This is a genomic window from Streptomyces sp. JH14, from assembly GCF_029428675.1.
GTDB lineage: Bacteria > Actinomycetota > Actinomycetes > Streptomycetales > Streptomycetaceae > Streptomyces.
This window is the reverse complement of record NZ_JAJNEL010000001.1, coordinates 2,761,039-2,787,432: the sequence shown is the minus strand read 5'-3', so window position 1 is coordinate 2,787,432 and position 26,394 is coordinate 2,761,039. Positions and strand designations below refer to the sequence as shown.

The window sequence follows — 26,394 nt, the reverse complement described above, 5'->3', positions numbered from 1 at the left end:
GCCGGCCGGTCAGCCGAAGGACTTCGTCAGGATGAACTCGGTGACTCCGGGCGGGTAGTCGTCGATCTGCCCGCTCACCTCGTACCCCCGCTTCCGGTAGAAGCCGGGAGCCTGGAACCCCCAGGTCTCCAGCCGGGAGCGGGTGCAGCCGCGGTCCGTCACGGCCACCCGCTCCGCCTCGGCGAGCAGTTGCGAGCCGAGTCCGGAGCCGCGATGCTCCTCGCCGACCCAGAGCAGGTCCACATGGAGCCAGTAGGCCCAGGTGCGTCCGGTCAGCCCGCCGGCCAGCGCACCCCGGCCGTCCATCGCCCACACCTCCAGCGGGAGTTCGTGCTCGGCCGGTGTGGCGAGCAGGGCGCGGAGCTGCGGCGAGCGCTCCGTATTGCTGTGGTGCAGCCGTTCACCCAGCAGAAGACGACGATCTTTGTCTACTTCTGTCTCAAGACGAAACATGAACCACACCCTAAACACCGAGGTCCATCAGTTCTGTCAATTGCCTTCCGCTTCGGGCCCTCAGCCGTACGCTGATGCACAGCACCGGTGGGGGCCGGTGCTGATTCAGGGGTACGAGACGGTCGGGTACGACGCCCGGGGCGGGGTGGCAGCCGGCACACGGCGGCGGCCGTGGCATTGCGGTTCACCTCAGCGCTCCGGGCGTCGTACCCGCACTTGTCCGCCCCGTCGGGGTGCCGGGGGTGTGGCCCCGGGCCAGACACAGCTGGGGGTGCCTGTGGTCCGTATCCGGGTTCTCGTGGTGGACGACCACCGCATTTTTGCCGAATCGCTCGCGGCGGCCCTCGCGGCCGAGCCGGACGTCGAGGTGGCCGCGGCGGGCAGCGGCCCCGCCGCGCTGCGCTGCCTGGAGCGCGCGGCCGCCGAAGGCCGCACGTACGACGTGATCCTCGTCGATGCCGAACTGGGCATCCTGTCGCCGGGCGGACGCGCCGTCCCGGGCCCGGTCCCCGTCCCGCGCAGTGGCGACAGCACCCCGGTCGACGGGATCTCGCTGGTCGCCGGGGTCCGTGCGGGCCAGCCGTCCGTCCGTACGGTGGTGCTCGCCGAGAAGGACGACGCGCGCCGGGCCGCGCTCGCACTGCAGGCCGGAGCGTCGGGCTGGGTGGCCAAGGACTGCTCGCTGCAGCGGCTGCTCACGGTCATCCGCGGGGTGCTGCGCGACGAGACGCACCTTCCGCCGGCGCTGCTCACCGGCGTGCTGCGGGAACTGACGGCGGCCCGCAAGCACCGCACCGAGAGCGAGCGGCTGGTCGAGTCGCTGACCCCGCGCGAGCGCGAGGTGCTGCGCTGCATGGTGGCCGGACTGGGCCGCAAGGCGGTGGCGGAGCGGCTGTTCCTGTCCCCGCACACGGTGCGTACGCATATGCAGAACGTGCTGGGGAAGCTGGGCGTGCACTCGACCCTGGCCGCGGTCGCCCTGGCCCGGCGGGCCGGTGTCGGACCGGCCGAGCTAGCCGGGGACGTTGTCGAACGGGGCGGTCAACTGGCGTAGCAGCGATGCCAGTTCGGCGCGCTGCTGGCGGGAGAGTTCGCCCAGGATGGCCCGCTCCTGGGCGAGCAGCCCGGCCAGCGACTGGTCGGCCTTGTCGCGCCCCTCGGCGGTGAGCCGGACGAGGACACCGCGCCGGTCGCTGGGGTCGGGGAGCCGCTCGACGAGGTTCTTCTTGGTCAGCCGGTCGATCCGGTTGGTCATCGTGCCCGAGGTGACCAGGGTCTGGGTCAGCAGCTGGCCGGGGGGAGAGCTGGTACGGGGCGCCCGCGCGGCGCAGCGACGTCAGTACGTCGAACTCCCACGGCTCGAGGTTGTGCTCGGCGAAGGCGATCCGGCGGGCCCGGTCGAGGTGACGGGCGAGGCGCGAGACGCGGCTGAGCACCTCGAGCGGTTCCACGTCGAGGTCGGGGCGCTCGCGGCGCCATGCTGCGACCAGTCGGTCGACCTCGTCCTCCATGTGGATCAGTGTAAAGGGTCTGTCGACATGAAGTCTCTTGAATTCAAGTGTCTTGACATCAAGATAGTTTCCCCGTGATCCTTGCCGCATGACGACACCCATCTGGGACCCGCAGCAGTACCTGCGCCACGCCGACCACCGCACCCGCCCGTTCCACGACCTCCTGGCCCGCATCCCCGAGCCCCCGGCCGTCCCCGCACCCCGCATCGCGGACCTCGGCTGCGGAGCGGGCAACGTCACGGCCCTCCTCGCCGACCGCTGGCCCGGGGCCCGCATCACCGGCTACGACAACTCCCCCCAGATGCTGGAACGGGCCCAGGCCCACGCCACCCCCCTCATGGACTTCGCCGAGGCCGACGCGACGACCTGGACGCCGCAGGAGCCGTTCGACGTGATCGTCTCCAACGCCCTCCTCCAGTGGGTCCCCGGCCACGCGGACCGCTTCCCGGCCTGGCTCGACGCCCTCACCCCCGGCGGCACGTTCGCCCTCCAGGTCCCCGGCAACTTCGACCAGCCCACCCACGTCCTGATGCGCGAACTGGCCGACTCGCCCCGCTGGCGCTCCCGTCTGGGCGGCATCCTGCGCCACGGCGACGCGGTCCTGACGCCCGCCGCCTACCTCGACCGCCTCACCGCCCCCGGCATCACCGCCGACGTCTGGGAGACCACCTACCTCCACCTTCTCCAGGGTGAGGACGCCGCCCTGGACTGGGTCAAGGGCACCGGTCTGCGCCCGGTCCTGACGGCGCTCGCGGACGACCCGCAGGCCAGGGACGCCTTCCTCGCCGAATACCGCGATGCACTGCGCACCGCGTACCCGAAGGGCCCGCACGGCACGGTCTTCCCGTTCCGCCGCATCTTCGCCGTGGCGCACAAGTCCCGGCGGGAGAACCGATGATCGCCGCCCTCGACCACGTACAGCTCGCCGCCCCGGAAGGCGCGGAGGACCTCCTGCGCGCCTACTACGTCGGCACCCTCGGCATGACCGAACTGCCCAAGCCCGGCGCTCTGGCCGCCCGCGGCGGCTGTTGGTTCCAGGCGGGCCCGGTCCAGCTCCACCTGGGCGTCGAGAAGGATTTCCGCCCGGCGAGGAAGGCGCACCCCGGTCTGCGCGTCACGGACATCGAGGCGTACGCGTCGCGGCTGGAGGCCCACGGCGCGGAGGTCCGCTGGGACACCGGTCTGCCGGGTCACCGGCGCTTCTTCTCCCACGACCCGGTGGGCAACCGGCTGGAGTTCCTGGAGCCGACGGGATGAGCCCCGGCGCCGGCACGCAGGAGCGCCCTGCCGCCGGAAGCCCGGCCGCAGGGCGCTCTGTGTGGTGCGGGGTGATCAGTACAGGTTGCGGTAGGTGTTCCAGCCGCCGCCGACCCGGACCTTCGCCGCGAACTTCCCGGTTCCGGTCGAGGTGTAGCGGTAGAGGTCGCCGGCGGAGTTGACGCCGACGATGTCGCCCTTGCCGTCACCGTTGATGTCGCCGGGTGCGGCGAGCTTGTTGTAGGTGTTCCAGCCGCCGCCGATGGAGACCCGCGACTTGAACGGGGCGGAGGCGTTGCCCGTGCCCGCGTACAGGTAGAGGGTGCCGCCGGTGGTGCGGGCCAGGAGGTCCGTGCGGCCGTCACCGGTGTAGTCGCCCGCGCCGAGGAGCTTGTTGTACGCACCCCAGCCGGAACCGACCTTGATCCGGGTGGCGAACGCGCTGCCCGTGCCGTTGCCGCGGTACAGGTAGAGGTTGCCGGACCGGTCCCGCGCCAGCAGGTCGCCCTTGCCGTCGCCGCTCAGGTCGCCCGGACCGACGAGGCTGTTGTAGATGTCCCAGCCGTTGCCGATCGTGTATTCGCCGTTGTAGAGCGTGCCCTTGTACACGATCGGCAGGTCGGACTGGCCGTCCTTGTCGAAGGACGAGGCCAGTGTGAAGCTGAGGCCCGACGGGAACGCGTCGATGAGCTGGCGGTCGCTGAGCGCCCCGTTGTTCTTCGCGTAGTACCAGTACAGGTTGTTCTTGCCGTCCAGCCCCATCAGGTCGTTCTTGCCGAAGTCGGGGTTTCCGCCCGCTCCGAGGAACAGCGATGCGACGTTCCAGTTCGTCCCCCAAGTGCTGCGGGGGAGGAAGGTGCCGTACCCGGTCGACTCGTAGTAGTACATCGTGCCGGACTGGGTGCGCACGAGGAGGTCGGCCAGGCCGTCGCCGGTCTGGTCGTCGATCCCGATGAGCTGGTTGTACGCGTTCCAGCCGTTGCCGACCTTCACCCGGCCCTTGAACGGGGTCGCGGCGGTGCCGGTGCCGGCGTAGAAGTACAGCTCGCCGGCGGTCGTACGGGCGATCAGGTCGCCGATGCCGTCGCCGTTCATGTCGTTCGCGCCGACGAGCTGGTCGTACACGCCCCAGCCGCTGCCGACCTTGACCCGCGACCTGAACGGGTTGCTGTCGACCGCGCCCGTGGTCGTGTAGAGGTACAGCTCACCCGACGGCGTACGGGCCAGGACATCGCCCAGGCCGTCGCCGTTCAGGTCGCCGGGAGCGAAGACCTTGTTGTAGATCTGCCAGCCCTTGCCGGACCAGGTGGCGTAGCCGGTGCTGTCCGCCCCCCAGCTCTGGAAGAGCGAGAGGGTGCCGGTCGCCGACAGGGTGAAGAACTCGGGACGGCCGCCACCGTCGAGGTCGCCCGGCGCGATGATGTCCTTGGACTGCTCCTCGTAGTCGCCGTTGATCGTGTAGGTGTGGCTTCCGGTACCGGTCGACGGGTAGACGTACAGCTGTCCGTCGATGCCGCGTTCCATCAGGTCGCTGTACCCGTCGTCGTCCACGTCCTGACGCGGCTTCGCCGGGATGACCGCGTCGGCCGCGCCCGCGACACGCGCGGCCGGGGACTTCTTGGCGGTGCGCTGCGGCAGCGTGAGCGTCGGCAGCCGGTCGAGACCGGGCTGCGCGGGCCGCTCGACGGCCGGGACGTGCGGTGCGGGTGTGGCATCGGCCGAAGCCGGGGCGGCCAGCAGCATGCCGGCCGAGAGAACAAGTGCGGTGCAAGCCGCGATCCGGCGTGCGCGCTTCGGGCGCGCGGGCGCGGACAGGGCGGGTTCCACAGAAGACAAAGCCCCCCCAGGGGTAAGTGGTGGAACCGGGTCGAACGGATTCACGGATGCTTTACATGCATGGTGAATCAATGCCCGGGATAGCCACAGACTCTACAGCTGTGGCTCACGTGACTGAAGTGGTTTAACGATTGAGTAATAACGGGGTTCCTGCCGTTCGGAACGGCCGGGCGGCAGTTCCTGGAGCCGGCGGGATGAGCCCGGCGCCGGCACGCAGGAGCGCCCTGCCGCCGGAAGCCCGGCCGCAGGGCGCTCTGTGCGGTGCGGGGTGATCAGTTCAGGATGCTGTACGTGTTCCAGCCGCCGCCGAGCCTGACCGGGGCGGCGAACTGGCCGGAGCCGTTCGAGATGTAGAGGTAGAGGCTGCCGTTGCGGTCGACCCCGACGAGGTCGGCCTTGCCGTCCCCGGTGAGGTCGCCGGGCGCGGCCAGCTTCGTGTAGGTGTTCCAGCCCCCGCCGACGGGGAACGGGGACTGGAACGGCCTGTACTTGTCGCCGGTGCCCCGGTACATCTTGAGCACCCCCGCGGAGTCGCGGGCCACCACGTCGGTGCGGCCGTCACCGGTGAAGTCGCCGGCGCCGATGATCGTGTTGTACACGTTCCAGCCACCACCGACCTTGATGCGGGCACCGAAACCGCTGCCCGTGCCGTTGCCGGGATGGATGTACAGGTAGCCGCCGGTGTCGCGGGTCAGCACGTCACCCTTGCCGTCGCCGGTCAGGTCGCCGGGGCCGACGGTGACGTTGTAGCTGCCCCAGGCGCTGCTCATCAGGTGAACGCGGTCCGAGTAGGTGTAGTTGTAGAGCCCGCCGTCGAACACCTCCAGCAGACTGGCCAGGGTGGTCTCCGCGAGCGAGGACGCGACGAGGGGCTTGAAGCCCTTCCACCCGCCCACGTCGCTCCAGCGGGCACGCGGGCTCAGCTTGCCGTTGTTCAGCGACCAGTAGGCCCAGAGCGTGCCCTCGGAGTCGAGCCCGATGAGATCGTTCTTGCCGTGGTCGGGGGCGCCGCCCGTGCCGGCGATGAGCGATGCCACGTTCATACCGGTGCCGCTCGCCACGCGCGTCGCGAGTTCGCCGCCGGTGCCGGTGGCGAGGTAGACGTAGACGTCCCCGTTGACCGCGCGGCCGAGCAGGTCGCCCCGGCCGTCGCCGTTCAGGTCGTCGACGCCGATGACCTGGTTGTAGATCTTCCAGCCACGCCCGACGTGGTCGGGATCGGTGAACGGGGCTGCCGTGGAGCCGGTGCCCGTGTAGAAGTACAGCTCGCCGGAGACGGTCCGCCCGTAGAGGTCGGCGATGCCGTCCCCGGTAACGTCGTTCGCCCCGATGAGCTGGTCGTACGCGCCCCAGCCCTTACCGATCAGCACCCGTGCGGAGAAGGGGGAGGCGGCCGTGTTGCCGGTGGCCGCGTACAGGTACAGCTCGCCCGCAGGCGTGCGGGCCAGCAGGTCGGACCGTCCGTCGCCGGTCAGGTCACCGGGCGAGAGCACCTTGTTGTAGATCTGCCAGCCCTTGCCGGTCCAGGTCGAGTTCCCGGTGCCCGCCGCCGACATGCCCGCATGGAACGAGAGCGAGCCGTACGGCGACAGGGTCAGGACGTCCGCGACCCCGTCACCCGTCTGGTCGCCGACCGGAATGACGTCCTTGTGTACGTCCGGAGCCTTGCCGGGGATCTCGAACGCATGCGCCTGATCGGCGGTGCTCGGCAAGATGAGGAGTTCGGCGTCGTACGTCCGGTAGATCAGGTCGGAGTAGCCGTCGTCGTCGAAGTCCGCACGGGGCTTCGCCGCAACGACCGCGCCGCCCGCATCTTCCGCCGCTGCCGCCTTCGACTTCCGGGCGGTGTGCTTCGGCAGGGTCAGGGTCGGCTGCAGGCCCGTCGAGGACGTGGGCCTCTCGGTCACGGTGCGGTGCGGTGCGGGTGTGGCATCGGCCGAGGCCGGGGCGGCCAGCAGCATGCCGGCCGAGAGAACAAGTGCGGTGCAAGCCGCGATCCGGCGGGCGCGCTTCGGGCGCGCGGGCGCGGACAGGGTGGGTTCCACAGAAGACAAAGCCCCCCCCAGGGGTCAGTGGTGGAACCGGGTCGAACGGATTCACAGATGCGTTACATGCATGGTGAATCGGTGCCCGGGATAGTCGCAGACTCTACAGCTGTGACCCACGGGACCGAAGCGGTTTAACGATTGAGCAATAACGGGGTTCCTGCTGTTCGGAGCGGCGGTACGAAGGCCGCAGAAGCCGCGTAAGCCGCAGACGCGCGGGGCGCCGGGCGGGCACCCCGCACCGCTCAGCTCTTGCGGTGTCCGATCAGCCGCGGCTTCGACTCCAGGTTCTCCAGACCGTGCCAGGCCAGGTTCACCAGATGCGCCGCCACCTCGGCCTTCTTCGGCTTGCGCACGTTCAGCCACCACTGACCCGTCAGCGCCACCATGCCGACCAGCGCCTGCGCGTACAGCGGCGCCAGCTTCGGGTCGAAGCCGCGGGCCTTGAACTCCAGGCCCAGAATGTCCTCCACCTGGGTGGCGATATCGCTGATCAGGGACGCGAACGTGCCCGTCGACTGGGCGACGGGAGAGTCACGGACCAGGATGCGGAAGCCGTCCGTGTACGTCTCGATGTAATCGAGCAGCGCGAACGCCGCCTGCTCCAGGAGCTCACGCGGATGACCCGCCGTCAGGGCGCTGGTCACCATGTCGAGCAGCTGGCGCATCTCACGGTCGACCACCACCGCGTACAGGCCCTCCTTGCCGCCGAAGTGCTCGTACACGACCGGCTTGGAGACACCGGCGCGGGCGGCGATCTCCTCGACCGACGTGCCTTCGAAACCCTTGTCGGCGAAAAGGGTGCGGCCGATGTCCAGCAGTTGCTCGCGGCGTTCCTTGCCCGTCATCCGCACGCGTCGGGTGCGCCGGGTGGAGGAGGGCCGGTTCTTCTCGCTGCTCGTGCTGCCGTCGGTCGCCACGCCGTCAATCATGCCGCGTCGGCCCGTGCGGACTTGCGCCGGGAGTCGATCCGGGACGCGTCGGGCCAGCGCACGTCGTACGCCCAGCCGAGCTTCTCGAACCACCGGATCAGCCGGGCACTGGAGTCGACCTGGCCCCGCAGCACCCCGTGCCGGGCGCTCGTCGGGTCCGCATGGTGCAGGTTGTGCCACGACTCTCCGCAGGACAGGACCGCCAGCCACCACACGTTCCCGGACCGGTCACGGGACTTGAACGGGCGCTTGCCGACCGCGTGACAGATCGAGTTGATCGACCACGTGACGTGGTGCAGGAGCGCCACCCGTACGAGCGAGCCCCAGAAGAACGCCGTTGCCGCACCCCACCACGACATCGTCACCAGACCGCCGACCAGCGGCGGAACCGCCAGCGAGACGATCGTGAGCGTGAGGAAGTGACGGGAGACCCCGCGCATCGCCGGATCCTTGATCAGATCCGGGGCGTACTTGTGCTGCGGCGTCTGCTCCTCGTCGAACATCCAGCCGATGTGCGCCCACCACAGGCCCTTCATGAGCGCCGGAAGCGACTCCCCGAACCGCCACGGCGAGTGCGGATCGCCCTCGGCGTCGGAGAAACGGTGATGCTTGCGGTGGTCCGCCACCCAGCGCACCAGCGGCCCCTCCACCGCGAGCGACCCGGCGACGGCCAGGGCGATACGGAGCGGGCGCTTCGCCTTGAACGCACCATGGGTGAAGTAGCGGTGGAAACCGATCGTGATGCCGTGGCAGCCGATGTAGTACATGGCGACCAGCAGACCCAGATCGAGCCAGCTCACCCCGCGCCCCCACGCCAGCGGCACCGCCGCGACCAGGGCCACGAACGGCACCACGATGAACAGCAGCAGGGCGATCTGCTCGATCGACCGTTTGCTGTCGCCACCGAGCGTGGCGGAGGGGAGATCCGGACCGTCGGCCGCCGGTGCCCGGGCGTCGCCGATCACGTCGGGGGTGGTGTTCATGGGGAGCCCCTGGAGGGTGAGGAGTACGACGGAAAGCTCTGGCTACGCATCCGTAACCTACGGCTTCGTAAGTATGACAGCGCGGAGGCCCGCAGCACGAGAGCGCGACCGGACGGGTGCCGGCCCCCGGGCCCCGACGGAACACCGAGCGGGCCGCGAACCGCGCCGACGCCGTCGACACCTATCCTGGAACCGTCGGACAGCGCGGTCCGCACTCTGCTTTCCCGGGCGGGTGACCGCATCATGCGGCCCCCTCGGACCCCCTGACAGACGTGCCCACCCGTCTCCCGCCACCACCCTTGTAGGGAGACGCTTCACCACGCACCTCCTCATCCGCTGCAAGGAGCCGCACACTGTGAGCAGTGCCGACCAGACCCCCGCCGCCAGCCCCGAACTGCGCGCCGACATCCGCCGCCTGGGTGATCTTCTGGGCGAGACCCTTGTACGCCAGGAGGGCCAGGAACTCCTCGACCTCGTCGAGCGTGTCCGCGCCCTGACCCGCACCGACGGCGAAGCCGCCGCCGCACTCCTCGGCGACACGGACCTGGAGACCGCCGCGCAACTCGTACGCGCCTTCTCCACCTACTTCCACCTCGCCAACGTCACCGAGCAGGTCCACCGCGCCCACGAGATGCGCGACCGACGCGCCGCCGAGGGCGGCCTCCTGGCCCGCACCGCCGACCGGCTGAAGGACGCCGACCCGCAGCACCTGCGCGAAACCGTCAAGAACCTCAACGTGCGGCCCGTGTTCACCGCCCACCCCACCGAGGCCGCACGGCGCTCCGTGCTCAACAAGCTCCGCCGCATCGCCGAACTGCTCGACACCCCCGTCATCGAGGCCGACCGTCGCCGCCACGACCTGCGGCTCGCCGAGAACATCGACCTCATCTGGCAGACCGACGAACTGCGCGTGGTCCGCCCGGAACCCGCCGACGAAGCCCGCAACGCCATCTACTACCTCGACGAACTGCACGCCAACGCCGTCGGGGACGTACTCGAGGACCTCGCCGCCGAACTGGAGCGGGTCGGCGTCCAGCTGCCCGCAGGCACCCGCCCCCTGACCTTCGGCACCTGGATCGGCGGCGACCGCGACGGCAACCCCAACGTGACCCCCGCCGTCACCTGGGACGTGCTGATCCTCCAGCACGAGCACGGCATCACCGACGCCCTGGAACTCGTCGACTACCTGCGCGCCCAGCTCTCCAACTCCATCCGCTACACCGGCGCCACCGACGAACTGCTCACCTCCCTCGAAGCCGACCTGGAACGACTCCCCGAGATCAGCCCCCGCTACAAGCGGCTGAACGCCGAGGAGCCGTACCGCCTCAAGGCCACCTGCATCCGGCAGAAGCTCGTCAACACCCGCGAACGCCTCGCCGGCGGCACCCCGCACCGCCCCGGCTGCGACTACCTCGGCACCAGCGAACTCGTCGCCGACCTCGCACTCATCCAGACCTCCCTGCGCGAGCACCGCGGCGGCCTCTTCGCCGACGGCCGGATGGACCGCACCATCCGCACACTCTCCGCATTCGGCCTGCAGCTCGCCACCATGGACGTACGCGAACACGCCGACGCCCACCACCACACCCTCGGCCAGCTCTTCGACCGGCTCGGCGAGGAATCCTGGCGCTACGCCGACATGCCGCGCGACTACCGGCAGAAGCTCCTCGCCAAGGAACTCCGCTCCCGCCGCCCGCTCGCCCCGACCCCGGCGCCCCTCGACGCCGCGGGCGAGAAGACCCTCGGCGTCTTCCACACCATCAAGGAAGCCTTCGAACGGTTCGGCCCCGAAGTCATCGAGTCGTACATCATCTCGATGTGCCAGGGCGCCGACGACGTCTTCGCCGCCGCCGTACTCGCCCGCGAGGCCGGACTGCTCGACCTGCACGGCGGCTGGGCCAAGATCGGCATCGTGCCGCTCCTGGAGACCACCGACGAACTGCGCGCCGCCGACGTCATCCTCGACGACATGCTCGCCGACCCCTCCTACCGGCGGCTCGTCTCCCTGCGCGGCGACGTCCAGGAGGTCATGCTCGGATACTCCGACTCCTCCAAGTTCGGCGGCATCACCACCTCCCAGTGGGAAATCCACCGCGCCCAGCGCCGCCTGCGCGACGTCGCACACCGCTACGGCGTACGCCTGCGCCTCTTCCACGGCCGCGGCGGCACCGTCGGCCGCGGCGGCGGCCCCTCGCACGACGCGATCCTCGCCCAGCCCTGGGGCACGCTGGAAGGCGAGATCAAGGTGACCGAACAGGGCGAGGTCATCTCCGACAAGTACCTCATCCCGGCACTCGCCCGGGAGAACCTGGAACTGACCGTCGCGGCCACCCTCCAGGCCTCCGCGCTGCACACCGCGCCCCGCCAGTCCGACGAGGCCCTCGCCCGCTGGGACGCGGCCATGGACACCGTCTCCGACGCCGCCCACGCCGCCTACCGCAAGCTGGTCGAGGACCCCGACCTGCCCGCGTACTTCTTCGCCTCCACCCCCGTCGACCAGCTCGCCGAGCTGCACCTGGGATCCCGCCCGTCACGCCGCCCCGACTCCGGCGCCGGCCTCGACGGACTGCGCGCCATCCCGTGGGTCTTCGGCTGGACCCAGTCCCGGCAGATCGTCCCCGGCTGGTACGGCGTCGGCTCCGGGCTCAAGGCACTGCGCGAAGCCGGCCTGGACACCGTCCTGGACGAGATGCACGAACAGTGGCACTTCTTCCGGAACTTCATCTCGAACGTGGAGATGACACTCGCCAAGACCGACCTGCGGATCGCCCGCCACTACGTCGACACACTCGTCCCCGACGAGCTGAAGCACGTCTTCGCCGACATCGAGGCCGAGCACGCACTGACCGTACGGGAAGTCCTCAAGGTCACCGGCGGAACCGAACTGCTCGGCACCAGCCCGGTGCTCCAGCAGACCTTCTCCATCCGCGACGCCTACCTCGACCCGATCTCCTACCTTCAGGTCTCCCTGCTGGCCCGCCAGCGCGCGGCCGCCGAACGCGGTGAGGAAGCCGACCCGCTGCTCGCCCGGGCCCTGCTGCTCACGGTGAACGGTGTCGCCGCGGGTCTGCGCAACACCGGCTGACCTTCTCGCCCGCAGCACGACAGTGCCCCCACCGGACGCATCCGGTGGGGGCACTTCGCTGCGCGGACGTCAGTGCTGCTGAGCCCTGCGGCGGCGCATCACCAGGAAGCCGCCGGCCGCGGCGAGCGCCACGGCGACCGCCGCCAACATGCCGACCGGGGCACTGCTTCCGGTCTCGGCGAGGTTGCCGGACGCGCCGTCCTGGGTGGCCGAAGCGCCGGCCGGGGTGCTTTCCGAGGGCGACGGGGCGCCGGACGGCTGCTCGCCGCCGGGAGCGGACGGGCCGGTCGACGGCGTGGCCGAGGGCTCCTCGCCGGGCTTCGTGGGCTCTTCACCGGGCTTCGTGGGTTCCTCGCCGGGCTTGCCCGGCTCGCAGTCGCTCTTGAAGACCTTGTGCTTGGCCTTGCCGTTCTCGCCCTCGAAGTTCCAGAACAGCTTGTACTGGCCGTCGGGCAGGGTCATGTCGGTGGTACGGCCGTGGCCGGAACCATCGAGCGCGAAGGCGCCCGTCTTGACCGTCTCGCCCTTGTCCAGGTCGTTGTCGGCCCAGGCCTCGATGTGCCACTGGACCTTCTGGGTGGCGTCGAAGCCGAAGGCGTCGAGGTAGAAGGAGCAGACCTTCGGCTCGTTCCTGCGAAGCTCCTCGCCGGTCTTGGCGTCGTGGATCTTCACCGTGCCGTTGTCGCCCTTGGGCGTCGCGGAGGCGGAAGGTGCCAGCAGCAGCGAGGCGGTCACCGCGGTGACCAGAGCGCCGGCGGGAATGAGTATGCGCATGGGCAGTCCAACGTGAGAGATGAGGGATGCCGTGGGGGGGACGGCTCAGCTTCCTGTGGCTGCTTCAGCGAGTCAAGGTTGATGTGTTCACATCCGCCCCCTGTGCCTCGCTCTGCCCCAATGGTTCCGGATAACGATCGGGCGCACACACAGCTCCCGCACAGGAGTCCGCGCCTCGGGGCGTCCCGGGGAAGGGCCCCGAGCGCGGCCCGGGAGCCGCTCGGAGCGCGGCTCGGGGCACAGCTCAGAGGGCGATGAACGTCGCCACCAGCAGGACCGCGCCCGCGATCCCGGTTCCCCATGCGGTCCGGGTGAGCCGCAGACCGCCGCCGATGATCAGGGCGGCGAGCAGCAGTGCGCCGCCGAGCGGCACCCAGGAGTGCAGAAACCCCGGAAGCCCCGTGCGCACGACAACGTCGGTCCCGGGCTTCACCACGACCGGATACCTGCCGCCCTTCCGCACCGCGACGGACTTCTCGACCGTCACGCGCCCACGCGCGGTCGCATCGTCGGCCGGGGCGAACGAACCCGTACAGACGTCCGCGCCGCAGCCGGTCACCGTCATCGTGCCGTGCTCACGGCCCTTGGCGAGGACGATGTGCTGCGCCGAGGACCAGGACGACAGGACGCCCGCGACGAGCAACAGCAGGACGACGCAGCCCAGGGCGGCGCTGCGGCCGTAGAGCAGTGCGCGGTGGGAGGTGCTCCGCTTCATGGGGAGCGATCCTTGGGCAGGCGAACGCTTGCGGTCAACTTCACCTCGGCCCCTGGTCGGAAATGATCCGGGATCGCCCTGCTATCTCATGAGTTGTACGCGCTCTGTGCGCGCTCAAGACCCTCCGCCAGCAGACACTCCACCGAATCCGCCGCCCGGTCCACGAGATAGCCGAGCTCCTTGCGCTCGGTGGACGAGAAATCCTTCAGTACGAAGTCGGCGACCTGCATCCGGCCCGGCGGGCGGCCGATCCCGAACCGGATCCGGTGGTAGTCGGACCCCATCGACTTGGTCATCGACTTGAGTCCGTTGTGCCCGTTGTCGCCGCCGCCCAGCTTCAGCCGCAGCATCCCGTAATCGATGTCCAGCTCGTCGTGGATCGCCACGATGTGATCGGTCGGCACCTTGTAGAAGTCGCGGAGCGCGGTGACGGGACCCCCGGAGAGGTTCATGTACGACATCGGCTTGGCCAGGATGACCCGGCGGTTGGCCGGTCCGGGCGGGCCCATGCGGCCCTCGACGACCTGCGCCTGAGCCTTCTGAGCGCGCTTGAACTTCCCGCCGATCCGCTCGGCGAGGAGATCGGCGACCATGAAGCCGACATTGTGCCGGTTCGCCGCATACTCGGGACCGGGATTGCCGAGGCCCACGATGAGCCAGGGGTCGGTGGCTTCGGACATCTGCGCTCGGTCTCCTTCGCGTACGGATGGTTCCGGATGGCCCGGATACAGGCCGACGGGGCGGCAGGTCCCCGGAGAAGGAACCGCCGCCCCGTCAGTCAAGCAGGTCACGCGTGAAGGGCGAGGCTCAGGCCTCGGCGCCCTCGGCCTCGGCCGACTCGGCGGTCGGCTCCTCGGCCTGCGCGGCGACGACCTGCAGGACGACAGCGTCCTCGTCGCCGGCCAGCACCGAGCCGGACGGCAGCGGGATGTCCTTGGCGAGGATGGAGTCACCGGCGTCCAGGCCCGCGACGGAGACCGTGACGGACTCGGGGATGTGGGTGGCCTCGGCCTCGACGAGCAGGGTGTTCTGCACGTACTCGAGAAGGTTGCCGCCCGGGGCCAGCTCACCCTCGACGTGCACCACGACCTCGACGTTGACCTTCTCGCCGCGCTTGACGGTCAGCAGGTCGACGTGCTCGATGTCGCCCTTGAGCGGGTTGCGCTGCACAGCCTTCGGGATGACCAGCGCGTTCTTGCCGTCGAGCTCCAGGCCGATCAGAACGTTCGGGGTACGCAGCGCCAGCAGCAGCTCGTGGGCCGGCAGCGTGATGTGGACCGGCTCGGCGCCGTGGCCGTAGACGACCGCGGGAACCTGGTTGTCACGACGGGCGCGGCGGGCAGCACCCTTGCCGAACTCGGAACGGGGCTGGGTGGCGAGCTTGATCTCGGCCATGACTGCACTCCTCGTGGGGTGACGAAAACGGGATGGTCACCCGGCCCACGACAGGCCTGCTACGAAGAGCGCGTCGATAACGGACCGCCGTACCCATGAGTACGGCCTCCCTCGCCGAGCAACTCGCTGAGTCTACCCGGCGGGGAGGCCGCACCCAAAGTGGATCTTTTCCGCAGTGCTGCTTACTGCTCCTCGAAGAGGCTCGTCACCGAACCGTCCTCGAAGACCTCACGCACCGCACGCGCGATCGTCGGCGCGATCGACAGCACCGTGATCTTGTCGAGCTCCAGCTCACCCGGCGTCGGCAGCGTGTCCGTGAACACGAACTCGCTGACCTTCGAGTTCTTCAGCCGGTCCGCCGCCGGACCCGACAGCACACCATGCGTCGCCGTCACTATGACGTCCTCGGCACCATGCGCGAACAGCGCGTCGGCAGCGGCACAGATCGTGCCACCGGTGTCGATCATGTCGTCGACCAGGACACACACCCGGCCCTTGACGTTACCGACGACCTCGTGGACCGTCACCTGGTTCGCGACGTCCTTGTCACGGCGCTTGTGCACGATCGCCAGCGGGGCGTCCAGACGGTCGCACCAACGGTCCGCGACCCGCACACGGCCGGCGTCCGGGGAGACGATCGTCAGCTTCGACCGGTCGACCTTCGCACCGACGTAGTCGGCGAGGATCGGCAGCGCGAAGAGGTGATCGACCGGACCATCGAAGAAGCCCTGGATCTGGTCGGTGTGCAGATCGACCGTGAGGATGCGGTCCGCACCCGCCGTCTTCATCAGATCGGCGACCAGACGGGCCGAGATCGGCTCACGGCCACGGTGCTTCTTGTCCTGACGGGCATACCCGTAGAACGGCACGATCACCGTGATCGAACGGGCCGACGCGCGCTTCAGCGCGTCCAGCATGATCAACTGCTCCATGATCCACTTGTTGATCGGAGCCGTGTGGCTCTGGATCAGGAAGCAGTCGGCGCCACGGGCGGACTCCTGGAAGCGGACGTAGATCTCACCATTGGCGAAATCGAAGGCCTTCGTCGGCACGAGGCCGACACCCAACTGGTGCGCAACCTCCTCGGCCAGCTCGGGGTGGGCGCGGCCGGAGAAGAACATCAGTTTCTTCTCGCCGGTCGTCTTGATCCCGGTCACAGCACAGTCTCCTCAGACGTGTTCCTGGCGCTGCACGCATGTGTCCGATGTGCAACGAGCCAGCCGAAATGGGGTGAGCATCTATCACGGTACGCCGTGCGCGGCGCAGCCGTTTCCGGTCAGCTTTCCTCGCCGGCTTCCTGCGCGGCGGCCTCAGCCGCCTGCGCAGCCGCGCTGCCCGGACGCTTCCGAGCCACCCAACCCGCGATATTCCTTTGCTGGCCGCGGGCGACAGCCAGCGAACCGGGCGGCACGTCCTTGGTGATGACCGAGCCCGCAGCGGTGTACACGCCGTCCCCGACCGTGACAGGAGCCACAAACATATTGTCCGAACCGGTCCGGCAGTGGGAGCCGATCGTCGTGTGGTGCTTCGCCACACCGTCGTAGTTCACGAAGACGCTCGCGGCACCGATGTTGGTGTGATCACCGATCGTCGCGTCGCCCACGTAACTCAGATGCGGCACCTTCGTGCCCTCGCCGATCGTGGTGTTCTTCATCTCCACATACGTACCGGCCTTCGACCTCGCGCCGAGCCTCGTACCGGGACGCAGGTACGCATACGGACCGACCGTCGCCCCCGGGCCGATCTCCGCCCCGTCCGCGACCGTGTTGTCCACACGTGCCCCCGCATGGACGGTCGTGTCCGTCAGCCGGCTGTTCGGGCCGACCTCGGCGTCCTCGGCCAGATGCGTGGTACCCAGCAGCTGGGTACCCGGATGCACGATCGCGTCCTGCTCGTACGTCACCGTGGCATCGATCGACGTCGTCGCGGGGTCCACCACAGTCACGCCCGCCAGCATCGCCCGCTCCAGCAACCGCTGGTTCAGCAGGGCACGGGCCTGGGCGAGCTGCACCCGGTTGTTGATCCCGAGAATCTCGCGGTGGTCGGCCGCGACCGAGGCACCGACACGGTGCCCGGCCTCACGCAGGATGGACAGCACATCGGTGAGGTACTCCTCGCCCTGGCTGTTGTCGGTACGGACCTTGCCGAGCGCGTCCGCCAGCAGCCGCCCGTCGAACGCGAACACGCCGGAATTGATCTCACGGATCGCGCGCTGGGAGTCGGACGCGTCCTTGTGCTCGACGATCTCGGTCACCGCACCGCTCGCCGCGTCACGGACGATCCGGCCGTAACCCGTGGCGTCCGGGACCTCCGCGGACAGCACGGTGACGGCGTTGGCGTCGGCCGAGTGGGTGGCCGCGAGCGCGGTGAGCGTGGCGCCGGAAAGCAGCGGGGTGTCGCCGCAGACGACGATCACGGTGCCCTCGACGACGCCGCCGAGCTCTTCGAGCGCGACGCGAACGGCGTGGCCGGTACCGCCCTGAACGGCCTGGTAGGCCGTCCGCACCTGGCTGTCGACGGTGGCGAGATGCGCGGTGACCTGCTCACTCGCATGGCCCACGACCACGACGAGGTGCTCGGGGTCCAGTTCGCGGGCGGCGGTGACGACATGTCCGACGAGCGAGCGCCCGGAGATCTCGTGCAGGACCTTGGGGGTCTTCGACTTCATGCGGGTGCCCTCACCCGCTGCGAGGACGACGACGGCTGCCGGGCTGTGGACGCTCACAGATGTGCCCTTCGGCTTTGGGTGGTGGACACCCGAAGGATACCGGGGGCGTACGGGGCGGACATGAGTGCGGGCCCCGACCGGTGAGGTCGGGGCCCGCACGTGAATGCTCCCCCGCCAGGACTCGAACCCGGACAAATAGCACCAAAAGCTACTGTGCTGCCAATTACACCACGGGGGAATAAAGCCAACTAACCGGACATTTTCATCTGGTCGCTGGATCAGCACCCAACACTATGCCGTACCAGGCCCCCTCTACGCGACGATAGATGTCGGCGCTTTTGGTCACGTAGATGATCAAACAGCCTCGGTAGCGCTCCGTGGTGTTCTTCCGCGTCGTCTTCGGGTTGTGCTTCTTCAGGGTCGTCTTCTTGAGTGCAGAAGTAGGGATCCCTGCCAACTCTGCCCAGAACCGCTCCGCTCCGGGGATGTCCGCCGATTCATGGATGCTCACTCGCATATGCATGCGGTCCCGCGCGACTTCCAGCAGGTCGAGCCAGCGCAGGTAGAGCTTGATCACGTTCGGGTCGCTGTTGATGAACTGGAGGCTTTCCCGCCTGCTGTATGTCTTGTCCTTGGCGCCTTCGGCCCAGTACAGAGTCACTCCGGCAAGGAAGAGTTCCCGGTCCGACAGTTCACCTACGGCGTCGCGCGCGAGGCGCTTGGTTTCCTCCCGCTCCTTCTCCCGTGAGGTGCGCAGCTCGACCAGGCCGGCGTTCATGAGGGCAAGTTGTTCCGCAGGTGTGTAGCGGGGCTCCGGCTTGGGTAGATCTCGCACCCACAGCGAGATCGAGCTCTTCGAGCACCCCAGCTCCACCTGGATCTGGTCGTAGGTCATGCCCTGCTGTCGTAGCCCTCGCGCCTTCTCTCGCAGGTCGTCCTTGGCGTTCGGCCGCTTCGTCCATTGCGGCGCGGGTTCCCCCTTTACCAGGCGGCTCAGGATGTCGTTGTTGTGGACGTGGAGCCGATCGCGTATCTGCCGGAGGCTCAGGCCCTCGCGGCGCAGGGCGACGGCCTGCTCGCGGAGGCCTTCGAAGTCGGCGTATTTGCTGGTGATGTCTGTCACGGATCAAGCGTTGTCCGGAATGCGGATGCCCGGGTCGAATGAGCGGTCGATTCGCCATTTCGGGCGATCGTCGCTTATTTCGTCGCCGTTCGAACGCGGTACGTGCTGTCCAGGTCGCCCAAAAATGGGATGCGGCCGCCCGTAGTCTGGATGCCATGACCGCAACGGGGGAACACCGGGAAGGCGCGGGATCGACCACTCGCGGCTATGGGTGGTGGGAGCGACGGCGCAGTGTCGTCCTGGATGTGTGGCTGGCGCTGCTGTCCGCGGTGGAGTGCGTGTTGGAGGGGGTGCGTTTCGCGGGGGACGCCGGGGTGCCGGTGCCTTTCGGGGTGGTGTTCGGGCTGTTCGCAGGGTCCGTGCTGGTGGTGCGGCGGCGCTGGCCGATCGCCGTGGTGCTGGTCTCGATCGCGACGACGCCTGCGGAGATGGGCTATCTGATGGGCCTGGTCGGTCTGTACACGCTGGCCGCGTCGGATGTGCCGCGCAGGATCACCGCGGTGCTGACGGGGATGTCCTTGGTGGGCACGTTCATCGTCGCGTACGTGCGGTTGCAGCAGAGTGTCTCGGTGCACGCCGGGGACCTGGGGCACGGTGACTGGTACGTGCCGGTGCTGTCCCTTCTGATGTCGTTGGGGCTGACGGCCCCGCCGGTGCTGTTCGGTCTTTACATAGGGGCGCGGCGCCGGCTGATGGAGAGCTTGCGGGAGCGGGCGGATTCGTTGGAGCGGGAGTTGTCGCTGCTCGCGGATCGGGCGGAGGAGCGGGCGGAGTGGGCGCGCACGGAGGAGCGGACGCGGATTGCGCGGGAGATGCACGATGTGGTGGCGCACCGGGTGAGCTTGATGGTGGTGCATGCGGCGGCGCTGCAGGCGGTGGCGCCGAAGGATCCGGCGAAGGCGGTGCGGAACGCGGCGTTGGTCGGCGATATGGGTCGGCAGGCGTTGACCGAGTTGCGCGAGATGCTGGGTGTGTTGCGTACGGGTGATCCGGCGGTGGCTCGGGTGGCGCGGGTGCCGTTGGCGGCGGTGGGCCGGGCGGCGGCTGCGGCGGCTGCGGCGGCTGTGGAGGACGGGCCGCGTTTGCGTGAGGTGGAAGTGCTGGTCGGGCAGTCCCGGGCGGCGGGGATGACGGTGGAGCTGTCGGTGGACGGTGAGGTGCGTCCGTATGCGCCGGAGGTGGAGCAGACGGCGTACCGGGTGGTGCAGGAGGCTTTGACGAACGTCCACAAGCATGCGGCGGGTGCGAGGACGTGGGTGCGGTTGGCGCATCGTGGTTCGGAGGTTGCGATGCAGGTGGAGAACGGCCCGTCGGACGGCGCTGCGGCGGATGCGGGGCTGCCGAGCGGTGGTAACGGTCTGGTGGGGATGCGGGAGCGGGTGCTGGGTCTGGGGGGTGTGTTCGTGTCGGGGCCGACGGACGCGGGTGGTTTCCGGGTTTCGGCGGTGCTGCCGGATCAGGGGCCGGTGTAGCGGGCGACGGGGGTTGTGCGGGGTCGGGGCGGCCTGTCGGGCCCGTCGGGCGGGGTGGCCGGCCGGGCGGGCGTGGTCTGTCGTCGCGCCCGCCCGGGGTGTGGTTCAGCCAGTCGTCAGCCGTTCCGGCTGGATTCCTCCGACCAGCGTTGCCAGTGCTTCGTCGATGCCGGCGCCGAGGTACCAGTCCCCGGTGTGGTCGATGCTGTAGACGCGTCCTTCGATGTCGATGGCGAGGACTGCCTGTCCGTCGCCTTCTTCACCGAGCGGGCTGACTTCGGTTTCCAGTGCTCGTCCGAGGTCGGCGAGTGTGCGGGCCATGTGCAGGGCGCTGAGTGGGTCGATGTGTACGGAGGCGGGGGCGATGTGCCGCCCGGGTGCGGCGGCGGTGATGTGCAGGCCGCCGAATTCGGCCCATGCCTCGACGGCTGCGGGGAAGACTGCGTGCTGGTGGCCGGCGGGGGAGGCGTGGGCGCGCAGTGCGTCGGCCCATTCCTCTGCTTGCCGGATGTCCCAGCGGCCGGGCTGCCAGCCTGCTGTGCGCAGGGCGGCGTCGACGTCGGCGGGGAAGCGGGTGGTCGTGGCGGTGCGGTCCGCGTGGGTGGTGCGGTCGGCCTGTTCGGGCAGGTCGGGTTGGTCGGTTCGGTCGTGCATCGGCGCGCGATCAGCCCTTCTCGGCGGTGGTTGCCGCGCTGGTGGTGAGGTCGACGGGGCGTACGCCGAAGTGGGCGAGCATCGCCGTGCAGGAGCGGCAGGGTGGTGCGTAGCTGCCGTGCAGGGGGTCGCCGTCCTCGCGGATGCGGCGTGCGGTGAGCCGTGCGTGTTTGAGTGCGCGGCGGGCTTCGCCGTTGGTGAGCGGTTTGCGCTGGGCGCGCTTGGACCGTTCGGTTTCGGCGGCGGTGAGTTGTCGGGAGAGCAGTATGGCTTCGGGGCAGCGGCCGGTGAAGCGTTCGCGCTGGTTGCTGGTGAGGGTGTCGAGGAAGTCCTGGACGAGCGGGTGGAGTACGGGCGGTTGGTCGCCTTTGCCCGCTGTGCAGGTCAGTGTCTCGCCGCGGACGGACAGCGCTGCGGCCACGGCGGGCAGGATGCCGTCGCGGCGGTGGTGCAGGCGGGGTGTGCGGCTGATCTCGGTGCTGCTCCAGCTGAGGCGCGGGTCCCCGGATGTGACTGTTTGTGTTGTGTGCATGGTGTGGATGTCCCTCCCGTGCCCGCAGCGGCAGCTGCAGGTGTGCACGTCCCCGGGTTGCGGTGACAGCCTGCCAAATGTGCCAGGTGGTGGGGAAGCTGGGGCGGTGAAACGTGTCTGCGTGTCGCGGGGAGTGGCCGGACCGTCGCTTTTCCGTCACCGGCTCGTGACGGTTCGTGATCGGGATGGGGGTGAAGTGGAGGGGCGGGACCCCCTGTTGCGCCACCGCATAGGCTGTGCGTGGACCGCCCCCATGGGCAGGTCGGTCCTCATCGGTCAGACGCAGCAGGGGGCAACCGCCATGACGACAGGTCGGCTCGGGCAGCAAGCCGCGCCACCGAACGCGGCCTATGCCGGGCAGGTCGTGCACTTCCCGGATCCGGTCCGGGCGTCGCGCCACCCGAGGGGTGTGCGCGTGGACGAGAACGGCTGTCCGGTTTTCGCGCCGTATGCGCGTGCCGCCGCCGAGATAGCGGAGCCTCCGCAGGGCTTCGGCGTGGATGAGTTGAGGCTCACCGATTACGTTTCGGCCAATGCGGCGTTGGCGGCGGCCGGTCATGAGTTGTGGGACACGATTCCGGCGGTGGCCACTCCGCATGGTTGGACCTGGCATCACGTGCCGGGCGGCCGGCGGATGGAGCTCGTTCCGGTCGAGGTCAAGGCGTTGCTGCGGCATCACGGTGGTCTGGCCACGGCTGCGGTCGATCAGAACAAGCGGGGTACGCGTCCGCTGCAGGAGACCCGGCCTGCGCACTTCCGGCTTCCGAAGGGGTCGGTGGCGGTCGGTGAGCAGCAGATCCTGGGTGTGGAGGAGGATCTGGGGTATCGGCTGCCGGGTGCGTATCGCTCGTTCTTGAAGGCGGCGGGTGGTTCGGCTCCGGTCGGTGCGGCGTTGTATGCGGAGCTGGGTCTCCTGGTCGACCAGCCGTTCTTCACGGTGCGCGATGAGGCCGCGGTGAATGACCTGGTGTATGTGAACAAGTGCCTGCGGGACCATCTGACCAAGGATTATCTGGGGGTCGGTTTCGTTCAGGGCGGCATTCTCGCGCTGAAGGTCCGGGGCGACGGGGTCGGTTCGGTCTGGTTCTGTGCGTATGACGATGCCCGGGATCGGGACGGCTGGGGTGTGCAGGAGCGCGTGGACCGGCTGTTGCTGCCGTGCGGTGCGGACTTCGACGCGTTTCTGCAGCGGTTGGCGGGCAATCCGCCGGAGTTGGAGACCGTGGCGAACCTGATGGTGGACGGTGGCTTTGCGTACGCCGTCCCGGTGGAGGGGTGAGCGCGATGGTGACCTTCGCGCAGGCGCAGGAGCGGGCGGACGAGTGGGTCAACGGTGAGGTGCCCGCGTATCAGCATCGTGAGGTGCGGGTCCGTGAGTTCGAGCTGGGTTTCGTGGTGTGGGCCGAGGACCGTGCGGAGGGTCCGGTCTCGGACGGTGGCCGGCAGCGGTTGGTGATCGCGCGGGACAGCGGTGAGGCCACGTTGTGGCCGGGGTTGCCGGTGGGTGAGGTGATACGGCGGTACGAGGAGGAGTACGGCGCGGTCGATGCGGCGCCGGTGGCTCCGGAGCCGCCGCAGCGTGTCGATCTGAATCAGACGTCGTTCCTGTTGAGTCCGCCGGAGTGGCTCCAGGAGGCGGCGGACAAGCTCGGGATTCCGGATCGCCGGGCGGAGCGTTCGGGGGAGGCTCCCTCTCCTTCTCCGTCTTCTTCCTCCGCTTCTCCTCAGGCTGTGGATGCTTCGGGGGCGCCGTCGGGTGGGACGCCGTGGTCGGCTCCTGGTGGGCCGGTCGCGTACGAGCCGACGGCGCAGGACGGTGTTCCGGCGTCGTCGCCGAGCGGGTCGACGCCGTGGGCGGGGACCGACACCAATGCGGACTCCGACGACGGGGCGGTCGAGCTGCCGGCGACGGTGTTCGCGCCGCCGCTCTCGGGCGCCGATGACGAAGGCGCTCCGCCGCCGGCGGTGTCGGCGGATGCGCCGACCGCGCTGATGTCCGGCGGTAGTCAGCTGCCGCGGACGGCGGTGGCTCCGGGGCTGAATCCGCAGGGTCCGGGTGCGCCGGGTCCTGGTGCGCCGGCCGGTCCTGGGAGCGGTGACATCGCGGATGCGGCGACCAGCAAGGCCGTGCGGCCGCCGCGTGGTGCGCGTGGGGGCGGTCCGACGGCTCCGCCGCCGCCGGGTGCTCCCGGTACGCCGGGTGCCCGGCCGGGTGCGCCGGTGCCGCCGCCTTCGGGGCCGGGTGCGCCCGGTGTTCCGGCGGGCGGTTATGTGCCGACGCAGCTTGTCTCGCAGGCCGGTCCGCCGGGTGCGCCTCAGCCGCCCGGTCCTCCCGGGCCGCCTGCCCCTGCTGCTCCTCCTGGTCCGACGCCGCCGCCCGGTGGCGGTTTCGACCAGGCCGCGACGATGCTGGCCGATCCGGGTCCGGGTGGTCCGAGTGCGCCGCGGCCTCCGGGTCCGCCGGGTGCGCCCGGTGTTCCGCAGCCTTCCGGCCCGCCCGTTCCTCCTGGTTCGACGCCGCCGCCCGGTGGCGGTTTCGACCACGCTGCGACCGTGCTGGCCGATCCGAGCCTGGGTGGTCCGAGTGCGCCGCGGCCTCCGGGTCCGCCCGGTGCGCCCGGTGTTCCGCAGCCTTCCGGCCCGCCCGGTTCCACGCTGCCGCCCCCGTCGCCGCCCGGTGGCGGTGTGCACCATGCCGCCACGATGCTCGCGGGTCCCGGCCAGGCCGGGCCGGCCGCTCCGCAGCCTCCGGGTCCGCCCGGTGCGCCCGGGGTGCCGCCGGTCGGCGCCGCCGGTCCCGTACCGCCGAATCCGCACACCCCGCCGCCCCCGGCGTACGGCTATCCGCAGGCACAGGCGGGTCAGCCGACCGTCGGCCCCGGGTACCAGGCCGTGCTGCGTTTTCGCGCGCCCGACGGCAGCGAGCAGCAGTTGATCCGCCGCTCGGCGCCCGGCACCCCGCACCCCGAGTGGCAGATGCTGCACGAGCTGCGGGCCATGAATGTGCCGCCGCAGCAGGTCATCGAGCTGCACACCGAGCTGGAGTCGTGCGAGCTGCCCGGTGGCTACTGCGCGCGGATGATCCGGGAGACCTGGCCACAGGTCCGGATCACCAGCGTGGCTCCGTACGGCACCGATCACGCCAGCCGTCAGCAGGGCATGCAGCATCTGCTCACGCACCAGGGCGAGCTGCACCAGGTGGCGGACGGTCCGGCGCGGCCGGCGCCGGTGCGGGCCCCGTTGCCGCAGATGCCGCCGACGATGCCGATCCCACCGGAGGCCGTCGCGGAGGAGCTGCTGCAGTCCTTCGGGCCGCAGGGTGTGCTCCGTTTCGATCAGCGTGCGGTGTCCCGGCAGGGGGTGCCGGAGATCGTGGCGCGGACGTTGGTGTGGGCGGGTCTGCCCGCCGACTTCGGGCCGTTCTTCTGGGCGCAGCCGGGTCAGCCGGTCGTGCCGACGCTGGCGGAGCTGGCTGTGCAGCGGCAGGTGCAGCCGGCTGCCGATGCGGGGTCGTATCTCGTCATGGGGTCCGACTTCGGGCGGGCGATCTGTGTGCAGTACGGCACGGCGAACATCGTGGCCGTGCCGGTCGAGGCGGGTCCCGGTGGGCAGTCGGTGCCGCCGCAGTTCGTGAACACCGGGCTGCCGGAGTTCGTGCGTTCGATGGCGCTGCTGGGCCGGATGTGGCGGCTGCGTTTCGGTCTGAATCCGGAGCAGGCGGGTCGCTGGACGGTCGATTTCCAGGCGCAGCTGGTGGCGCTGGACGCGGCGGCGCTGGCGTCGCCGGAGAGCTGGTGGTCGGTTCTGCTGGAGCAGATGTGGGACGGCCTGATCTGACCTGCTGTTCTGTGTGAGAGGCGCCCGGACCCCGTGAGGGGCCGGGCGCCTTTCTGTGTGCGTGCCGGTCCTGTGAGACCCGTCGCTTCCGTCCGGAAAGAAGCGAAACGATTCGGACTTCTCGGCTAATTGCCGCATCCTTGGCGTATTGCTTGGTGGTCGGAGAGTCGGAGAGAGGCGTCAAGGATGAGTGCTGCACCGGTGTCCGCGCATGGCTTCGTCGCGGTGCGCGGACGTGGCTACCGCCCGGAGCAGGTGGACGGGACCGTGGCCGGTCTGTCGGCGGAGCGGGATGCGGCGTGGGCGATGCTGTCCCGGCTGACCGCGCGGGCCGAGGAGCTGGAGGCCGAGTCGGCCCGGCTGGCCGAGGCCGTGGCTGTGCTCGCTCCGCCGACGTACGACTCGCTCGGTGAGCGGGCGCAGGAGATCCTGTCGCTCGCCGAGGGGGAGGCGGAAGCGGTCCGCAGTTCCGCGCTGGAGGAGGCGCAGGTGCTGCGGGACGCGGCGGCTGCGGCTGGGCGTGCGCTTCGCGACTCGGCCCGTGCGGACTCCGACGCGATCCGGTCGGGTGCCGAGGCGCAGGCCGACCGGACGGTGTCGGCCGCGCAGCGGAGCGCCGACGAGATGCTTGCCGCGGCCCGCACGGGTGCTGCGGAGGTGCGCGACGAGGCGGAGGCCGCGATGTCCGGGACGCGCCGCCGCACCGCGGGCGTGCTGGCCCATCAGGAGCAGGAGCACAGCGAGCGGTGGCAGGCGGCCGAGCGTGAGCTTTCCGACGCCGAGGCGGCGCAGGCCGTGCGCCTCGACGCGCTGACCGAGCAGGCGGAGGCCCGTCTGGCCGAGGCGCGGCGTGCGCTGGCGGAGACGGTGGAGGCGGCGCGGCACGGCCAGGAGGACGCCGAGGCGCAGGGTGCGGAGCTGATCGCGGCGGCGCGGGTGCGTGAGGAGCGCGTGGTTCGGGAGACGGAGCGGGTCCTGCGGGAGCACGAGGAGGGCCGCGAGGAGGTCCAGGCGCACATGACGCATGTACGGAACTCTCTCGCGGCGCTCACCGGGCGTGGGGCTCAGGTGGGGGACTGAGCGCCCCGGGATCGAGCGCCCCGGGGCCGGGTGTTGCGGTGC

The 26,394-nt window shown here is 69.9% G+C and carries 22 protein-coding genes, 1 tRNA gene and 1 pseudogene; 8 read left to right on the top strand and 16 right to left on the bottom strand.

The features are described 5' to 3' along the window. Positions 1 to 9: 9 nt before the first annotated feature. On the bottom strand, positions 10 to 453 hold the full coding sequence (locus LRD69_RS12390) for a GNAT family N-acetyltransferase (protein ID WP_277326626.1): 444 nt from the start codon (positions 451 to 453) through the stop codon (positions 10 to 12). A 277-nt stretch (positions 454 to 730) separates the two neighbouring features. Between LRD69_RS12390 and LRD69_RS12385 the strand changes: the two genes are divergently transcribed. After that, on the top strand, positions 731 to 1,507 hold the full coding sequence (locus LRD69_RS12385) for a response regulator transcription factor (RefSeq protein WP_277329713.1): 777 nt from the start codon (positions 731 to 733) through the stop codon (positions 1,505 to 1,507). On the opposite strand, the pseudogene LRD69_RS12380 reads toward LRD69_RS12385, so the two are convergent. Further along, positions 1,466 to 1,964: pseudogene (locus LRD69_RS12380) on the bottom strand (MarR family transcriptional regulator). The gene LRD69_RS12385 and the pseudogene LRD69_RS12380 sit on opposite strands and share 42 nt — an antisense overlap. 88 nt (positions 1,965 to 2,052) lie before the next feature. Between LRD69_RS12380 and LRD69_RS12375 the strand changes: the two are divergent. Beyond that, positions 2,053 to 2,862, top strand: coding sequence for a trans-aconitate 2-methyltransferase (locus tag LRD69_RS12375; RefSeq protein ID WP_277326625.1), 810 nt, complete (start codon positions 2,053 to 2,055; stop codon positions 2,860 to 2,862). Further along, positions 2,859 to 3,221, top strand: a complete 363-nt coding sequence (locus LRD69_RS12370; protein WP_277326624.1) for a VOC family protein — start codon at positions 2,859 to 2,861, stop codon at positions 3,219 to 3,221. The genes LRD69_RS12375 and LRD69_RS12370 overlap by 4 nt, the downstream gene beginning before the upstream one ends. 75 nt (positions 3,222 to 3,296) lie before the next feature. Here the strand turns inward: LRD69_RS12370 and LRD69_RS12365 are convergent, their stop codons facing one another. From LRD69_RS12365 to LRD69_RS12350, 4 genes are all read right to left on the bottom strand, one after another. Further along, positions 3,297 to 4,964: a VCBS repeat-containing protein gene (locus tag LRD69_RS12365; protein WP_277329712.1), complete on the bottom strand. Its 1,668-nt coding sequence runs from the start codon at positions 4,962 to 4,964 to the stop codon at positions 3,297 to 3,299. A gap of 365 nt (positions 4,965 to 5,329) precedes the next feature. Next, positions 5,330 to 7,102, bottom strand: a complete 1,773-nt coding sequence (locus LRD69_RS12360) for a VCBS repeat-containing protein (protein ID WP_277326623.1) — start codon at positions 7,100 to 7,102, stop codon at positions 5,330 to 5,332. Between the two features lie 245 nt (positions 7,103 to 7,347). Then, complete coding sequence (locus tag LRD69_RS12355) at positions 7,348 to 8,034, bottom strand: TetR/AcrR family transcriptional regulator (RefSeq protein ID WP_277326622.1); 687 nt, start codon at positions 8,032 to 8,034, stop codon at positions 7,348 to 7,350. Then, positions 8,031 to 9,017, bottom strand: a complete 987-nt coding sequence (locus LRD69_RS12350) for a fatty acid desaturase (RefSeq protein WP_277326621.1) — start codon at positions 9,015 to 9,017, stop codon at positions 8,031 to 8,033. The genes LRD69_RS12355 and LRD69_RS12350 overlap by 4 nt, the downstream gene beginning before the upstream one ends. A 355-nt stretch (positions 9,018 to 9,372) precedes the next feature. Between LRD69_RS12350 and ppc the strand changes: the two genes are divergently transcribed. Beyond that, positions 9,373 to 12,102 carry a phosphoenolpyruvate carboxylase gene (ppc, locus tag LRD69_RS12345; RefSeq protein WP_277326620.1) on the top strand — a complete coding sequence of 910 codons (2,730 nt, stop codon included), beginning with the start codon at positions 9,373 to 9,375 and terminating at the stop codon, positions 12,100 to 12,102. A 69-nt stretch (positions 12,103 to 12,171) separates the two neighbouring features. Here the strand turns inward: ppc and LRD69_RS12340 are convergent, their stop codons facing one another. From LRD69_RS12340 to LRD69_RS12305, 8 genes are all read right to left on the bottom strand, one after another. Further along, positions 12,172 to 12,876, bottom strand: a complete 705-nt coding sequence (locus tag LRD69_RS12340) for an LPXTG cell wall anchor domain-containing protein (RefSeq protein ID WP_277326619.1) — start codon at positions 12,874 to 12,876, stop codon at positions 12,172 to 12,174. 244 nt (positions 12,877 to 13,120) lie between these two features. Further along, positions 13,121 to 13,591: a hypothetical protein gene (locus tag LRD69_RS12335; RefSeq protein ID WP_277326618.1), complete on the bottom strand. Its 471-nt coding sequence runs from the start codon at positions 13,589 to 13,591 to the stop codon at positions 13,121 to 13,123. A gap of 86 nt (positions 13,592 to 13,677) precedes the next feature. Then, complete coding sequence (gene pth, locus LRD69_RS12330; RefSeq protein ID WP_277326617.1) at positions 13,678 to 14,271, bottom strand: aminoacyl-tRNA hydrolase; 594 nt, start codon at positions 14,269 to 14,271, stop codon at positions 13,678 to 13,680. Positions 14,272 to 14,398: 127 nt separating this feature from the next. Further along, positions 14,399 to 14,986 (bottom strand): 50S ribosomal protein L25/general stress protein Ctc, encoded by a 588-nt coding sequence (locus LRD69_RS12325; protein ID WP_277326616.1) that lies wholly within the window; start codon positions 14,984 to 14,986, stop codon positions 14,399 to 14,401. 182 nt (positions 14,987 to 15,168) lie between these two features. Beyond that, positions 15,169 to 16,143, bottom strand: a complete 975-nt coding sequence (locus LRD69_RS12320; protein ID WP_267004755.1) for a ribose-phosphate diphosphokinase — start codon at positions 16,141 to 16,143, stop codon at positions 15,169 to 15,171. A 119-nt stretch (positions 16,144 to 16,262) separates the two neighbouring features. Further along, the gene (gene glmU, locus LRD69_RS12315) at positions 16,263 to 17,711 is read right to left on the bottom strand and encodes a bifunctional UDP-N-acetylglucosamine diphosphorylase/glucosamine-1-phosphate N-acetyltransferase GlmU (RefSeq protein WP_277326615.1); all 1,449 of its coding nucleotides are present in this window, start codon (positions 17,709 to 17,711) and stop codon (positions 16,263 to 16,265) included. 109 nt (positions 17,712 to 17,820) lie between these two features. Then, positions 17,821 to 17,892: transfer RNA gene (locus LRD69_RS12310), tRNA-Gln, on the bottom strand. A gap of 24 nt (positions 17,893 to 17,916) precedes the next feature. Continuing rightward, a complete protein-coding gene (locus tag LRD69_RS12305) occupies positions 17,917 to 18,777 on the bottom strand; it encodes a hypothetical protein (RefSeq protein ID WP_277326614.1) in 861 nt (286 codons plus the stop codon). A 155-nt stretch (positions 18,778 to 18,932) separates the two neighbouring features. On the opposite strand from LRD69_RS12305, the gene LRD69_RS12300 reads away from it, so the two are divergent. Continuing rightward, a complete protein-coding gene (locus LRD69_RS12300; protein WP_277326613.1) occupies positions 18,933 to 20,249 on the top strand; it encodes a histidine kinase in 1,317 nt (438 codons plus the stop codon). A gap of 105 nt (positions 20,250 to 20,354) precedes the next feature. Here LRD69_RS12300 and LRD69_RS12295 read toward each other — a convergent pair whose 3' ends face one another. Both LRD69_RS12295 and LRD69_RS12290 read right to left on the bottom strand, forming a co-directional pair. Beyond that, positions 20,355 to 20,903, bottom strand: coding sequence for an SUKH-3 domain-containing protein (locus tag LRD69_RS12295; RefSeq protein WP_277326612.1), 549 nt, complete (start codon positions 20,901 to 20,903; stop codon positions 20,355 to 20,357). 10 nt (positions 20,904 to 20,913) lie between these two features. Then, positions 20,914 to 21,435 carry a YwqJ-related putative deaminase gene (locus LRD69_RS12290; RefSeq protein WP_277326611.1) on the bottom strand — a complete coding sequence of 174 codons (522 nt, stop codon included), beginning with the start codon at positions 21,433 to 21,435 and terminating at the stop codon, positions 20,914 to 20,916. A gap of 301 nt (positions 21,436 to 21,736) precedes the next feature. On the opposite strand from LRD69_RS12290, the gene LRD69_RS12285 reads away from it, so the two are divergent. The 3 genes from LRD69_RS12285 (at position 21,737) to LRD69_RS12275 (ending at position 26,352) form a co-directional block, all read left to right on the top strand. Beyond that, positions 21,737 to 22,714: an SMI1/KNR4 family protein gene (locus LRD69_RS12285; RefSeq protein ID WP_277329711.1), complete on the top strand. Its 978-nt coding sequence runs from the start codon at positions 21,737 to 21,739 to the stop codon at positions 22,712 to 22,714. 5 nt (positions 22,715 to 22,719) lie between these two features. Further along, a complete protein-coding gene (locus LRD69_RS12280) occupies positions 22,720 to 25,272 on the top strand; it encodes an SUKH-4 family immunity protein (RefSeq protein ID WP_277329710.1) in 2,553 nt (850 codons plus the stop codon). 186 nt (positions 25,273 to 25,458) lie between these two features. Continuing rightward, positions 25,459 to 26,352 carry a cellulose-binding protein gene (locus LRD69_RS12275; protein ID WP_277326610.1) on the top strand — a complete coding sequence of 298 codons (894 nt, stop codon included), beginning with the start codon at positions 25,459 to 25,461 and terminating at the stop codon, positions 26,350 to 26,352. Positions 26,353 to 26,394 lie beyond the last annotated feature (42 nt).

Bases quoted from the DNA above. Each gene is read 5' to 3' on its own strand.
- LRD69_RS12285 (WP_277329711.1), top strand. From the start codon at position 21,737: ATGACGACAGGTCGGCTCGGGCAGCAAGCCGCGCCACCGAACGCGGCC.
- LRD69_RS12350 (WP_277326621.1), bottom strand. From the start codon at position 9,017: ATGAACACCACCCCCGACGTGATCGGCGACGCCCGGGCACCGGCGGCC.
- LRD69_RS12335 (WP_277326618.1), bottom strand. From the start codon at position 13,591: ATGAAGCGGAGCACCTCCCACCGCGCACTGCTCTACGGCCGCAGCGCC.
- LRD69_RS12275 (WP_277326610.1), top strand. From the start codon at position 25,459: ATGAGTGCTGCACCGGTGTCCGCGCATGGCTTCGTCGCGGTGCGCGGA.
- LRD69_RS12290 (WP_277326611.1), bottom strand. From the start codon at position 21,435: ATGCACACAACACAAACAGTCACATCCGGGGACCCGCGCCTCAGCTGG.
- LRD69_RS12355 (WP_277326622.1), bottom strand. From the start codon at position 8,034: ATGATTGACGGCGTGGCGACCGACGGCAGCACGAGCAGCGAGAAGAAC.
- LRD69_RS12295 (WP_277326612.1), bottom strand. From the start codon at position 20,903: ATGCACGACCGAACCGACCAACCCGACCTGCCCGAACAGGCCGACCGC.
- LRD69_RS12370 (WP_277326624.1), top strand. From the start codon at position 2,859: ATGATCGCCGCCCTCGACCACGTACAGCTCGCCGCCCCGGAAGGCGCG.
- LRD69_RS12375 (WP_277326625.1), top strand. From the start codon at position 2,053: ATGACGACACCCATCTGGGACCCGCAGCAGTACCTGCGCCACGCCGAC.
- LRD69_RS12390 (WP_277326626.1), bottom strand. From the start codon at position 453: ATGTTTCGTCTTGAGACAGAAGTAGACAAAGATCGTCGTCTTCTGCTG.
- LRD69_RS12365 (WP_277329712.1), bottom strand. From the start codon at position 4,964: ATGCTGCTGGCCGCCCCGGCTTCGGCCGATGCCACACCCGCACCGCAC.
- LRD69_RS12300 (WP_277326613.1), top strand. From the start codon at position 18,933: ATGACCGCAACGGGGGAACACCGGGAAGGCGCGGGATCGACCACTCGC.
- LRD69_RS12280 (WP_277329710.1), top strand. From the start codon at position 22,720: ATGGTGACCTTCGCGCAGGCGCAGGAGCGGGCGGACGAGTGGGTCAAC.
- pth (WP_277326617.1), bottom strand. From the start codon at position 14,271: ATGTCCGAAGCCACCGACCCCTGGCTCATCGTGGGCCTCGGCAATCCC.
- LRD69_RS12325 (WP_277326616.1), bottom strand. From the start codon at position 14,986: ATGGCCGAGATCAAGCTCGCCACCCAGCCCCGTTCCGAGTTCGGCAAG.
- LRD69_RS12340 (WP_277326619.1), bottom strand. From the start codon at position 12,876: ATGCGCATACTCATTCCCGCCGGCGCTCTGGTCACCGCGGTGACCGCC.